We start from the raw sequence: 12,381 nt of genomic DNA, 5'->3' as shown, positions 1-12,381 counted from the left end.
ACTCAGTCCGACGCCGCGTACGCGAGGCCGGTCACGACGCCGAGCGACGCATTGCCCTGCACGATGTCGGTGCCCGGCAGTTCGACGGCGACTGCATCGCGGATGTACGGCGAACGCGACATGCCGCCGGTGAGGTAGACGGCCTCGGGCGGCGCCTGCATCTCCCGCAGCGCCCCGCGCATCAGCGTCCTAAGCAGCGACAGGAAGCGGCTCGCCGCCTGGTCCACCTGGGGCCGCTGCACCTCGGTGCGCAAGCCGTCTTCGATGTAGTCGAGCTCGACGTTCACCACCGTGTCCGCGCTGAGCCGGATCTTCGCGCCTTCGACCGCGCGGTTGAGGCGGACCGTGTGCCCCGTGGCCTGCAGGCGCTCGAGGCGGCGGTCGAACGGCGCGTCGACGTCGCGGAACACCGTGCGCCTGAAGTTCGCCTGGCGCTCGAAGTCCTGCGCGGCGGACGCCTCGTAGAAATGGTGCACCGGCGTACGCGTGACGCCCTTGCCGAACAGCGGCATCAGCGCGCGCATGCTGAGCTCGATGTCGACGTCGGTGCCGCCGACCGGCTCGCCCCAGGCGCCGAGGATCGTCGGCGCCGGCGTCGGGCCGCCGACGTTGGCAAGCGCGAGGTCGGTCGTGCCGCCGCCGATGTCGACGACCATGACGCGCCGCGGCGACTGCGTCTGCCGGTGGAAGCCAATCGCGGCGGCGGCCGGCTCCTGCAGGAACTCGATCGCCTCGAACCCCGCCGCATGCGCCGCGTCCATGAGGATCTGCTGCGCCTGGACGCCGCCGGCCTCTTGCATGCTGCTGCGGAACCGCACCGGGCGGCCCAGCACCGCCGAGCGCACCTCGGTGCCGAACTGCGCCGAGGCTGTCGTCCGGATGTGGCGCAGGATGTGCGTGGTGATGCCGAGCAGCGTGTCGCGCGCCGAGCCGCTGAGGCGATAGCCCAGCATCGACTTCGGCGACACAACGAGGTGGCCCGTGCCGCTGTCCACATACGCATCGGTGGCCTCGTCGCCGTACAGCGCGTTCTGCAGATCGAGCCCCGTCTCTTCCCGCGCAAGGCGCGCCTGCTCGGCCATCCACTGCCGGCGCACGGCCTGGATCGAAGACGCGCGGATCTGCTCAGGGGTCTGCTCGACCGGCGTCGGGATCATCGCGAGCGCGTGCTCGCGGCGGCCTTCGGGCTCGCGCATCGCGGCGGCCCGCGCCTGCCGCGCGCGGTCGAGTTGTTCGCGCTGGTAGGCCGTCGCGCGCGCCGCGATCAGCGAGGCCTCGCGCTCGAGCTCGGGCGTGAGCTCGAAGTGCCGGATGTCGGGCAGCCGCAGCGGGAAGTAGACCGTCGTGCGGAACTGGTGCTCGTCTCCGAAGCGGACGAGTTGCAGCTGCCCGTCGACGACGGCGCCCGCCGCGGAGTAGCTCGTTCCGAAGTCGATTCCGATGCGCATGGTGTTCCGGTTCTGATGTGGTCGAAGGCTCGCCACGCGCCGCGTGGCCGCGCATTTGATCGGCCCCGGCTGCCCCGTGCAAGCCGCCGCCTTGGCGGTTGCTGCAACCGGGCCGCCGGGGATCGGTCTCGTGCATCGAAGCGCCGGCGCCGGTCGAGACGCAGCGGCACGGAACGTGCGTAGCGGGGGCCTTCAGCTCGTCGTTGACGCTGGGGTCGCGATTAGGCAGCCCGTGGCAGGGCCGGCGCGAATCGCATACCCGCGACCACCATGCCGCCCCGACTTCGCGGCTGTCGACCACGCGCTCGAACGGTCGAGGCGGGCTGCCCAGCGGCTATCGCAGGCCATGCACAGCCCGGGACATGCGACCGGACCATCGCAGGCCCGGGAAGCGGAGGAATGGCGCTGGGCGACGACGTGACTTCCGGCCTATTGCGGAAGAATGTTGGTGTTGTACTCTACCAACACACCAAATCACTCCCGCTCTGGACCCGCTCATGAACCTGCTCATCACCCTGTTTTCCACCCACCTTCCGCGCCCGCAGAACCGCAGCGCCGTCGCTCCTCTGGTCGCCCGCCCCGCGCAGCGCGAACGCGGTCTCGGCGTCGGTTATGGCTCGAGCAGCGGCTACGCGCCGAGTGCGCGCTACGCCCCGTATCGGGCGGCGCCGCGCCTGCGCTTCGGCTGAGCATGCTGACCCGCTGACGCAGCGCCGCAAGACCCGGAATCCACTCGCATCGGGATCGACATGAGCAAGCAACTGACGAGACGAACCGCCGTGCTGGTGGTGGCCCTGCTTGCCGCAGCGGTGACCCATGCAGGCGAGACCCAGGTGCAGCGCCCGGCGTATGCGTTGCAGGCGGAGCAGCACGGAGACGGGGCCACGGCGGTCGTCTTCGAGTCCGGCTTCGGACAGGGCGCCGGCGTGTGGAAGGATGTCATCGCCCAGTTGGGTCCCGACTGCCGCTGCATCGCCTACGGGCGCGCCGGGCTCGGTGGGTCGACAACGGACGGAGCGCCGAAGCGGATCGACGAGCATCTGCAGGACCTGGGCGCCGTCATCGACTCGCTGGCGCCGGACCGCAAGGTGGTTCTGGTCGGCCACTCGTACGGCGGACTGCTGGCCACGGAGTTTGCGCGCAAGTATCCCAATCGTCTGAGCGGGCTGGTGCTCGTCGACCCCTCCACGATGCAGCAGCGGCATGCGTTTCTCGCGGCGGATCGCGACCGGGTGCTCGCCGACGACCGGGCGTTGCTGGAAATGCTTCCGCCCTCGATGGGCGCCGACTATACGAACCTGATCGCGCAGCTCGACAGCGCGGACGCGGCCCTGCCGCGCGCCATGCCGGACCTGCCGGTGGCACTGTTAACCTCGACCGCGGTCGCAGACGAGCCCTTCGTTTTCGAGGAGACCGCGCGGGGCAAGTCGCTCTGGAAAGCGCAGCACGCCACGTTGTTCGCGGGTTTCTCGCAGGGCACGCACCGCTATCTCGCCACCGGCCACAACATCCACCGCGAAAACCCGGCAGCCGTCGCTGATGCGATCCGTGCAGTCGCGGATCAAGCGAGCGGCAAGGCCGGAGCGCGGTAGAGCGCCAAGCGCGACGGCGCTCTTGGGTCAGTAAACCCGAGTGCACACCGCCGGCTCGCCTGGCAAAAGAGGCGGCGATCCGTGGCTGCAACCGAGACCACCGGGACGGCGCACGTCAACAAGGCCCTGCCACGCGCACGGGCAGGCGGACGCCCACCGCAACGCCCGATCCCTCCTTCGACATTCAGGCGCTGCCAAGCGTCAGTTCAACCGGGGAAAATGCACCCGGTTACCGCCGCTCGACTTCGCCGCGTAGGACGCCTGGTCGGCGCGCTGGAGCACGTCGAGCGCCGTGTCCTCCAGGTCGATCATCGTGATGCCGATGCTCGCAGCGACGTTGAAGCTGCGCCCGTTGTAGCTCAGCGTGAACTCGTCGATCGCGCTGCGCGCTTTCTCCGCAACGACCTGCGCGATGCTCCGCGTGCAGCCATCGAGCAGCAGCGCGAACTCATCGCCGCCGAGCCGCGCCAGCGTGTCGCGCTCGCGGATCTGCGCCGACAGCACTTCGCCGAGGCGGCGCAACAGCTCATCGCCCGCCTGGTGCCCGGCCGAGTCGTTGACCGCCTTGAAGCCGTCGAGGTCGATGTAGATCAACGCGCTCGATGTCGAACTCGCCTCCACGCGATCGATCGACCGCTGCAGCCGCTCGTCGAACCCCGCACGGTTCACCAGCCCCGTCAGTGCATCGTGCGTGGCCTGGTGCCTGAGCGCCGCCATGTGCTCGCGCGTTTGCGTCACGTCACGGAACACGATGACGCAGCCCGCGTTGCCGCCCGATGCGTCCCGGATCGGCGCGGCCACGCCGTCGATCACGCAGCGCGCGCCATTGCGCGTCTTCAGCACCGCGGGACATTCCTCCGAAAACATCTGCCCCTGGCACAACTGCGCGATCAGGGCCTGACCGGACTCGTCGGGCGTCTGGTCGAGGATCAGCAGCTCGGTGAAGTCGTGGCCTTGAAGTGCCTCGGTGGTCCAGCCGGACAGCTGCTCGGCCTTCGGGTTGAGAAACTCGATCCTGCCGTCCGGACCGACCGAAAGCACCGCATCGCCGATTGCGTTGAGCATGACCTGCGCCCGCTCTTTTTCGCGGCGCAGCTCGTCCTGAAGCAGCTTTCGTTGCGTGAGGTCCTTCGTGATCTTGCAGTAGCCGCTGTGGACGCCGTCGGCATCGGTGATCTTGATGATCTCGATGAGCGCCCAGAACATCGAGCCGTCTTTCTTCCGACGCCAGCCTTCGTCCGCGTACGTGCCGTCGCGGCAGGCCTCGGCGAGGTTCTGCTCCGGAATACCCGCCTTGCGACTTTCTTCGGGGTACAGGACGCCAAACGGCCGGCCGATGATCTCGGCGGGCTGATACCCCTTCATCTGCGCAGCCCCCGGGTTCCACGAGGAGATGCGACCGTCCAGGTCGATCAGGAAGATGGCGTAATCGCGCACCCGTTCGACCATGAGGGCAAACGGGTGCTGCGGATCGAAGGGCTTGGGCGAGTGATTCACAACCGGCTCCGTGCAACGCCACCGCGGTGATGGGCCATCGTGCGCACCGACATGGCTGGACAGCGCGAAGGCGGACCGCCCTGCCGCCACGCTCGCGCTGCGCGGCCATGCTCACCCAGGGCGCCCGCCTACGATGAACAGGCGGCGCGGAACGGGGCCTCCCCCCTGACCTTTGGCAGGTGGTGAAGGCGGATGGGCCGATTAGCCTCCATGTTGATACCCGCTCTGCAGCCGTCTCCTGTTGTGGGCACACCGCCCGACAGCCGCTCGCAGACGCACCTGGAGCGCCGCCCGGATGACCCGCTCGCTGGCCCTGCTGATCCAGCTCACCGCGTTGCTGGCGCCGGCTCTCGCCTGGGCCGCATCGCCGCCGGTGCAGACCGATCACCTGCAATCACGGCTGGTGGCCGAATCGACCGCGGCGGTGCCGGGCGAAACCCTGACCCTCGGGCTGCTGCTCGAACACGACCCGCACTGGCACACCTACTGGCGCAACCCGGGCGATTCCGGGCTGCCGACTGAAATCAAACTCTCGTTGCCCGACGGCGTCGTCGCCGCGCCGATCGCGTGGCCGCATCCGCAGCGCTTCACGCTCTCGGACATCGTCAACTTCGGTTATGGCGACCGCCGGCTGCTGCCGATCTCGATCAAGGTGCCGGCCGACTACGCGGCCTCGACGCTGCCGGTGCGCGCGTCGGCGAACTGGCTCATCTGCGAGGTTGAATGCATTCCGGGCAAAGCCGAGCACGCATTCGAGTTGCCGGTCGCGTCTAACGCAGCTGCCGATTCGCGCTGGGCGAGCGATTTCGCCGCGGCGCGCGCGGACCAGCCGCGAGCGACACCCGCGACGCTCGAGGTGGTCGAAGACGCCGGCGCGATCACGCTGACACTCGCTGGCCTCGACGGCGCAACCGAGCCTGCCCAGTGGCAGTGGTTTCCCGAAACGCCTGAAATCGTCGCCAATGGCGCGCAGCCGCAGTGGCAGCGCACAGCCGAGGGTTGGCAGGGGCGCTGGCCGAAAAGCGAGTACTTCACGGCGCTGCCTGCGCAGATTGCCCTGGTCGGCGTGGACGGCGACGGGGTGGCGTGGCGGGTCGCCGGGGGCAATTCCGGCGCCGGCACGGCGACGGCGGCGACCGCGGCCGCCGCGCCGGTCGGCGCGGCGCCTGAAGGCGGCGACGCAGTCGAACCGCTCAGCCTGCTGCCGGCGCTGCTGCTCGCGTTTATCGGCGGACTGATCCTCAACCTCATGCCCTGCGTGTTCCCGGTGCTGTCGATCAAGGCCATGGGTGCACTGGGCTCGGCCGACGACCGCGCCGAGTTGCGCCGCCACGGCCTGTGGTACGCGCTCGGCATCGTCGCGACGTTCGTGTTGCTGGCCGGCGTGCTGATCGCACTGCGTGCCGGCGGCCAGCAACTCGGCTGGGGCTTCCAGCTCCAGGAGCCGCGCTTCGTCGCGGCGGTCGCCCTGCTGCTGTTCGCGATGGCGCTGTCCTTCTCCGGAGTCTGGGAGTTCGGCGGCCGGCTCATGGGCGCCGGGCAGACACTGACCGAAGGCCAGGGCGCACGCGCCTCGTTCTTCACCGGCGCGCTCGCCGTCGTCGTGGCAAGCCCGTGCACCGCACCGTTCATGGGCACGGCGCTCGGTTGGGCACTCGCGCAGCCGGCCGCCGCCGCGCTGTCGGTGTTCGTCGCGCTCGGCCTGGGCCTCGCGGCGCCCATGCTGCTGCTCGGGTTCGTGCCGGCGCTGGCGCGCGCACTGCCGCGTTCAGGCCCCTGGCTGGAGGGCTTCCGCCAGTTCCTCGCGTTCCCGCTGTATCTGACGGTGGTGTGGCTGCTCTGGGTCTACGGCGAGCAGACGTCACCGCTGGGCATGGCGTGGTTGCTGGCGGCCCTCACCGCCCTCGCGTTCGCGCTTTGGCTGCTCGGACGCCGGCCTGCGATGCGCTCGCCCACGCTGCGAGTGGGCGCGGCGGTCGTATCGGCGGCGGCGCTCGTGGTCGCGATCGGCCTGCCGTTGGCCGCGGCGCCGGCCGCCGTCGAGCCACAACAGGCACGCAGCGCCGACGGCCTCGGCGAGCCGTGGAGCGAGCAGCGCCTGGCCGAACTGCGCGCCGCCGGCAAGCCGGTGCTCGTCAACATGACCGCCGCGTGGTGCATCACCTGCCTCGCGAACGAACGCACGGCGCTGTCCACCGACGCCGTGCGCGAGGCGCTCGCCGCGCGCGACGTCGCCTACCTCAAGGGCGACTGGACCCGGAACGACGAGGCGATCACGCGCTATCTCCAGCGCTACGGCCGCAACGGCGTGCCGCTATACGTGCTCTATCCCGCCGATGGTGGCGCGCCCCGCGTGCTGCCGCAGCTGCTGACCGCGGACGGCGTGGCCGACGCGATCCGCTCCATGTGACGTTCCCGACCCCAGGAGACCGACCGATGAAAGCTTCACTGCTCGCCACTGCCGTCATGTTCGCTGCCGTTTCCATGACGGCCTGCGCCGCCCCCGACGCCACCGCTGCAGCCAACGCGACGGCCGCGGCCTCGGCCGCAACGGTCGGCCAGCCTGCCCCGGCCTTCCAGCTCGTCGATTCGACCGGCAAGAAGCATGCGCTCGCCGACTACGCCGGCAGGACCGTCGTGCTCGAATGGACGAACCACGAGTGCCCGTTCGTCAAGAAGCATTACGGCTCCGGCAACATGCAGGCGCAACAGCGCAAGGCGACGGCCGATGGCGTCGTCTGGCTGAGCATCAACTCGTCCGCGCCTGGCAAGCAGGGCAACGTCGACGGCGCTGCGGCCGAGAAGGTCCGCAAAGACGCCCGCGCCGTGCAGACCGCCTACCTGCTCGACCCGACCGGCGCCACCGGCCGCGCGTACGGCGCGAAGACCACGCCGCACATGTACGTCATCGATCCCAAGGGCGTGCTGCGTTATGCAGGCGGCATCGACAGCATCCAGAGCGCCAATGCCGACGACATCGCGAAGGCCACGCAGTACGTGCCGCAGGCACTCGCGGAACTGTCGGCCGGCAAGCCGGTCAGCGTGTCGGTGACGCGCCCGTACGGCTGCTCGGTCAAGTACTGACAAGGCGCACGGTGCTCCGGGGCGGCAGCGCCGTCCCGGAGCAAGCTCATCTTGCGGCGCGGTCCAGCAGACAGGTTGCATCACTGCCGTTGTAAACCGGCACGTTGACGCAGATGCGGGCTACGTCCGCCACGTTCGACGCATATGTTTAGGCAACAAAGGCCCGCCCTGGCGCGTGTCGACCGCGCCCGCCCACAGATAATCGACCCTAGGCACGCACGCGGTCGCTGACCGCAAGGCATACCCTGCGGCCAGCGCGATCATGACAACGCGTCAGCGCCCGAACCAGTTGATCCCGGCGTTGAACTCGTTGGTGTCGACCATGTTGTTCCGGTCCCTGTCCCACGCCGAGAACGCGCCAGTGGCTGCCTCGTCATTGGCAAGCATTCCGTCCTTGTCCGCGTCCCAGGTGCCGAACAAGCTGTTCGTCTCCACGCCTTCCGGCGCTTGACCCCAGGTGGTGTTGACGGTGCCGAACTCCTCGTTCGTGAGCTGACCGTTGCGGTCGCCGTCCCAATCGCCGTACCAGCCGCCGTCGTTGAAGCGGGAACGGAACTCATTGTTGTCGAGCATGCCGTCGGCATTCGTATCCCATGCGCCGAAGTTCGCGCGCTCGGCCCGGGCCTCGCCGCCAACTCCCGCTCCTGCCAGTGCCGGATCGGCACCTACCACAGGCTCGACAACGGCGTCGGTCCCGACTCCGGCAGCCGGCGCAGCATCGGCGACAACAGCTTCCTCCGCGACACCCTCTTCCTGGGCGCAGCCCGCAGCGAGCGCGATGAGCAAGGAGGCGGTGAGTGCTTTTAAGGCAGATGTAGTTTTCATGAATATCTCCCTGTTGATTGACTGATGCGGACTCGGCAAAGCGATAAACCGCTTTTCCATAGTCAACACATGACCGTGCGTCGCGCATGAAATCTGCGAAAAATAAGCAAACTCATGCAATGAATAACGTTTCAGATATGGCTCATCAGCTAGCTTCGTGGTCACGCCTTTACGCAACTGAATGCGATACGACACAGCCGCTTGCACGTGCTGTGTACTCGGACATTTTTAGTATCAGAAGAGCTGTACGGTATTTTTTAACGAGTGCTCGATTTTTAGTTCAAGTAGAGAATAAGATCGCAATGAATATAAATATCAGGGCGAGCGCCCCGCTGCCGGATTCATTACCGGATGCGCTAGTAGGTCCTTCGGCTAGGGATGAAGGCGCAGTCAGCTTTGCCAATTGGGATATGGATGAAACCGCAAGCTCGGCAATGACGAGTTGCAAGTGGTCCTTGAAAAGCAGGATTGGATTGGCGGTGATCTCGACGACAACGGCCTGCTGTCGAGCGTCGAATTCAACTCAGGCGGAGACGCATGGAAACAAAATGGCGATGCATTCTTTGAATGGAATTCGAACCGTGACGGCATGCTGAGCGACACGGAGCTCGGCGAAGGCGCGTTCGTCATGCTGCTCGATGAGAAGGAGTTCGACAGCGGCGCTAATTGGTTCGGCTAAAACAGAATCTGGCCATACCAGATGCTCGATGAGATCGTCGCAACGCCTGGAAATCATGCAGCGACCCTACCAATCAACCAAACCAGGAGATCTCCATGAAAAACAAATTTTTGCTCGGCCTCAGCGCCGCAATGACCCTTTGCTTCGCCGCCGGCACGGCCGGTGCGCAGGCGCAGGCGCAGCAGGAGGCCACCAAGCAGATCAAGCCGCTCGTATCGACAGGCACGACCGTGTCGATGGGGCCGAACGGGCCCGCCGTCCGGCAGGTGATTCCGGTGGAGATGCTCGAGGGCGTTGAAACGGTCACGCTCGACACGCCGCGTGGCCCGGTGGTCGTGATCTCCTGGCCCACCGCAGGCTCTGCGCTGAAGGCGGAAAACAACATCGATTTTGGCTTGGTCGACCTCAACGATGACGGTTACCTGACGAGCGCCGAGATCGACACGACTGCGAAGGAAGGCACCGCTGTCGGACGCCTGTCCAAGCGCTTTAAGGAACTCGACGTGTCCGGTGATGCCAAGCTGAGCTTCGACGAGGTGGTGGGCTGGGTCTACCGCTGAGTTTGAACATGCCCCGCGTGACGCAGTGCTTGCAGCAGGCAGACGCGGTACCGATGGCTGCAGCGCAGCACGCGTGTCGACGGGCGCACCGTTCGCAATCGCGCGCCTAGGCAACCGCTGACTTGCGACGCTCGATGCCCCGGCTTTTGGCCGGGGCATTTTCGTTTATGCACAAGGTGCGGTGTTCAAAGCACGACGTCACAAGGGACGCGTGCGGCGCGATGAAGGGGCGCGAGATGCGTCGAGCCCTATTGAGCCTCACCGCGGCAGAAGGTGCCTCTGCCGCGGCCGTGGGCGCCCCGGATGACGGACCCACGACGATGCAGCTCAGGCACGAGGCGTGGAGCCTCCCGCCATGCGCGGGGCCGGCGGGGCAGCCACCTGACTGGCCCGCACGAGGCCGCACCGCAGACCACGCCACTCCGCCCTCCAAATGCGGATGCGAATGACTTTCATTTGCCGTAAGCTGCGCCGCCTCGGCCACCGCGCCTTCCCTTGGACCCTGCGTTGAACGCCTCCGCTGCTTCGCCCCGCCTTGCCCTGCCCCGGCCTTCGTCGATCCGCACGACCCCTGTGCGTCGCCCCCTCGTGGTCGGGCTGCTGACTGCAATGACAGCGCTGCCTGCGTACGCAGAGCCCGCGGCCGCCGCCGCGACTGATCTCGACCGCGTCGTGGTCTCGGGCACCCGGGTTACGCCGTACACGGCGGGCGAGTCGTCGGCATCGACCGGCCTGGTGCTCACACCGCGCGAGACGCCGCAGTCGATCAGCGTCGTCACGCGCGAGCAGATCGAGGACTTCGAGCTCGACAACATCAATGAGGTGCTGGCGCTCACCACGGGCGTCAACGTCGAGCGCGTGGAGACCGGGCGCACCTATTACACGGCGCGCGGCTTCGACATCACGAACTTCCAGCGCGACGGCCTCGGCATGCCGCTGCCCTACGGCATCCAGAACGGCGACGTGGATACGGCGACGTTCGACCGCATCGAGGTGCTGCGCGGCGCGAACGGGCTGATGTCGGCTACGGGCAATCCGTCGGCCACGGTGAACTTCGTGCGCAAGCGGCCGACCGCCTCTGCGCAGGGCCGCGCATCGCTCACGCTCGGCAGCTGGGACCGCGTACGCGCGGAAGTCGATGCCTCCGGCCCGCTCACGCAGGACGGCGCGGCGCGCGGGCGTGCGGTGCTGGCCGGCGAGTCGAGCGCGAGCTATCTCGATCGCTTCGAGCACACCAAGGCGATCGGCTACGGCGTGATCGAGGCCGACCTCGGCGAGCGCACGCTGTTCACGGCAGGCGTCTCGCACCAGCGCAACGACGCCGACAGCCCGCTGTGGGGCGCGCTGCCGCTGTACTACACCGACGGCACGCCGACCGACTACGACGTGAGCACGAGCACCGCGTCGGACTGGTCGTACTGGGACACCGAGGACACGCGCGCGTTCGTGGAAATTGCGCACGGCATCGGCGCGGACTGGGAGCTGCGTGCGGCGTACAACTTCGAACACGCGACCGAAGAGACGCAGATCTTCTACGTGTATGGCACGCCGGATCGCGAAACGGGCGCAGGCCTGTTCGCGTATCCGTCCGATTACGAGGGCGACTGGCGCGCGCATCATCTGGACGTGCGCGCAGCGGGTGGCTTCACGCTGGGTGGCCACGAGCATGACCTGGTGATCGGTGCGAGCTGGAGCCAGGGCGACATGGTCGAGACCTCGTGGTACGGCAACGACATCGGCACGCCGCTGCCCGCGCCACTCGAGCAGTGGAACGGCGCGTACCCGAAGCCGACGTTCAATGCGTCCTCCGACGGCTCGGACTTCACGTTCAAGCGCGAGAGCGTCTATGCCACCGCGCGCTGGAACCTTAACGACACGTTCAAGCTGATCACCGGTGCGAACTACGCGCGCGTGCGCAGCTCGGGCATCGGCTACGGCGAGCCGAAGGACACCAAGGAAGACGCGACGAACCCGTTCGTCGGCGCCGTGTGGGACCTGAGCGACAGCGTGTCGCTGTACGCGAGCTACGGCGAGATCTTCGCGCAGCAGACCGAGCTCGATATCGACGGCCGCACGCTGCCGTCGATCGAGGGCGACAACGCCGAGATCGGCGCGAAGGGTGAGTGGTTCGGCGGCCGCCTCAACGCATCGGCCGCGGTGTTCCGCGTGCACCAGGACAACCTCGCCGAATACGCGGGCTACGACCTCGTGAACTTCCGCTCGTACTACGCGGGTGAGGATGCGGTGTCAGAAGGCTATGAACTCGAAGTCAGCGGCAGCCCCGCCGAGGGAGTAGCCCTGTCGGCCGGCTTTGCGCATGTCGATATCGAAGACCGCGACGGCAACACCGCGCGCACCTACGTGCCGCGCAACACGTTACACGCCGCGGCGGTGTGGAACGTGTCGCAGCTGCAGGGTCTTCGCCTCGGTGCGATTGCCCGTTGGCAGGACGATATCTACCGTGAGCAGTCGCTCGTGCTCCCCAATGGCGCACCGGTGATCACGCGCCAGGACACGTACGCGACGCTCGGCCTCATGGCCGGCTACCGCTTCCAGAGCGGCTGGGACGCGACGCTCAACGTCGACAACGTGACCGACGAAAAGCACCTCGCGAGCTTGTACTGGGAGCAGGGCTTCTACGCTCCGCCGCGCAGCGTGTCGCTGACGCTTGGCTACCGGTTCTGACTCGAGGACGC

Annotated in this window: 10 protein-coding genes; 7 read left to right on the top strand and 3 right to left on the bottom strand. The window is 67.5% G+C overall.

What is annotated here, in order from left to right; all coding sequences use genetic code 11:
* Positions 1-2: 2 nt before the first annotated feature.
* Positions 3-1,448 (bottom strand): Hsp70 family protein, encoded by a 1,446-nt coding sequence (locus tag IE075_RS08820; protein ID WP_189455517.1) that lies wholly within the window; start codon positions 1,446-1,448, stop codon positions 3-5.
* A gap of 497 nt (positions 1,449-1,945) precedes the next feature.
* On the opposite strand from IE075_RS08820, the gene IE075_RS08815 reads away from it, so the two are divergent.
* Positions 1,946-2,137 carry a hypothetical protein gene (locus IE075_RS08815; protein WP_189455515.1) on the top strand — a complete coding sequence of 64 codons (192 nt, stop codon included), beginning with the start codon at positions 1,946-1,948 and terminating at the stop codon, positions 2,135-2,137.
* A gap of 60 nt (positions 2,138-2,197) precedes the next feature.
* Complete coding sequence (locus IE075_RS08810; protein WP_189455513.1) at positions 2,198-3,040, top strand: alpha/beta fold hydrolase; 843 nt, start codon at positions 2,198-2,200, stop codon at positions 3,038-3,040.
* 201 nt (positions 3,041-3,241) lie between these two features.
* On the opposite strand, the gene IE075_RS08805 is transcribed toward IE075_RS08810, so the two are convergent.
* Entirely contained in the window at positions 3,242-4,537 is a 1,296-nt protein-coding gene (locus IE075_RS08805; protein ID WP_189455511.1) for a diguanylate cyclase domain-containing protein, read from the bottom strand.
* Positions 4,538-4,832: 295 nt separating this feature from the next.
* On the opposite strand from IE075_RS08805, the gene IE075_RS08800 reads away from it, so the two are divergent.
* A complete protein-coding gene (locus tag IE075_RS08800; RefSeq protein WP_189455504.1) occupies positions 4,833-6,947 on the top strand; it encodes a protein-disulfide reductase DsbD family protein in 2,115 nt (704 codons plus the stop codon).
* Between the two features lie 26 nt (positions 6,948-6,973).
* Positions 6,974-7,621 carry a thioredoxin family protein gene (locus IE075_RS08795; protein WP_189455501.1) on the top strand — a complete coding sequence of 216 codons (648 nt, stop codon included), beginning with the start codon at positions 6,974-6,976 and terminating at the stop codon, positions 7,619-7,621.
* A gap of 273 nt (positions 7,622-7,894) precedes the next feature.
* Here the strand turns inward: IE075_RS08795 and IE075_RS08790 are convergent, their stop codons facing one another.
* The gene (locus IE075_RS08790) at positions 7,895-8,641 is read right to left on the bottom strand and encodes an EF-hand domain-containing protein (RefSeq protein WP_229792421.1); all 747 of its coding nucleotides are present in this window, start codon (positions 8,639-8,641) and stop codon (positions 7,895-7,897) included.
* A gap of 253 nt (positions 8,642-8,894) precedes the next feature.
* Between IE075_RS08790 and IE075_RS08785 the strand changes: the two genes are divergently transcribed.
* The 3 genes from IE075_RS08785 (at position 8,895) to IE075_RS08775 (ending at position 12,370) form a co-directional block, all read left to right on the top strand.
* Positions 8,895-9,125 carry a hypothetical protein gene (locus tag IE075_RS08785; RefSeq protein WP_189455498.1) on the top strand — a complete coding sequence of 77 codons (231 nt, stop codon included), beginning with the start codon at positions 8,895-8,897 and terminating at the stop codon, positions 9,123-9,125.
* A 95-nt stretch (positions 9,126-9,220) separates the two neighbouring features.
* Entirely contained in the window at positions 9,221-9,685 is a 465-nt protein-coding gene (locus IE075_RS08780; protein ID WP_189455496.1) for an EF-hand domain-containing protein, read from the top strand.
* A gap of 609 nt (positions 9,686-10,294) precedes the next feature.
* The gene (locus IE075_RS08775; protein ID WP_189455493.1) at positions 10,295-12,370 is read left to right on the top strand and encodes a TonB-dependent siderophore receptor; all 2,076 of its coding nucleotides are present in this window, start codon (positions 10,295-10,297) and stop codon (positions 12,368-12,370) included.
* Positions 12,371-12,381 lie beyond the last annotated feature (11 nt).

The sequence above is a fragment of the Cognatilysobacter bugurensis genome (genome assembly GCF_014652095.1).
GTDB classification, from domain to species: Bacteria; Pseudomonadota; Gammaproteobacteria; order Xanthomonadales; family Xanthomonadaceae; genus Cognatilysobacter; species Cognatilysobacter bugurensis.
The sequence above is the reverse complement of the archived record's forward strand: the minus strand, read 5'-3'. Positions and strand labels throughout refer to the sequence as shown.

Coding starts and splice junctions, on each gene's coding strand:
- IE075_RS08820 (WP_189455517.1), bottom strand. CDS start 1,448: ATGCGCATCGGAATCGACTTCGGAACGAGCTACTCCGCGGCGGGCGCC.
- IE075_RS08815 (WP_189455515.1), top strand. CDS start 1,946: ATGAACCTGCTCATCACCCTGTTTTCCACCCACCTTCCGCGCCCGCAG.
- IE075_RS08810 (WP_189455513.1), top strand. CDS start 2,198: ATGAGCAAGCAACTGACGAGACGAACCGCCGTGCTGGTGGTGGCCCTG.
- IE075_RS08800 (WP_189455504.1), top strand. CDS start 4,833: ATGACCCGCTCGCTGGCCCTGCTGATCCAGCTCACCGCGTTGCTGGCG.
- IE075_RS08795 (WP_189455501.1), top strand. CDS start 6,974: ATGAAAGCTTCACTGCTCGCCACTGCCGTCATGTTCGCTGCCGTTTCC.
- IE075_RS08780 (WP_189455496.1), top strand. CDS start 9,221: ATGAAAAACAAATTTTTGCTCGGCCTCAGCGCCGCAATGACCCTTTGC.
- IE075_RS08775 (WP_189455493.1), top strand. CDS start 10,295: ATGACAGCGCTGCCTGCGTACGCAGAGCCCGCGGCCGCCGCCGCGACT.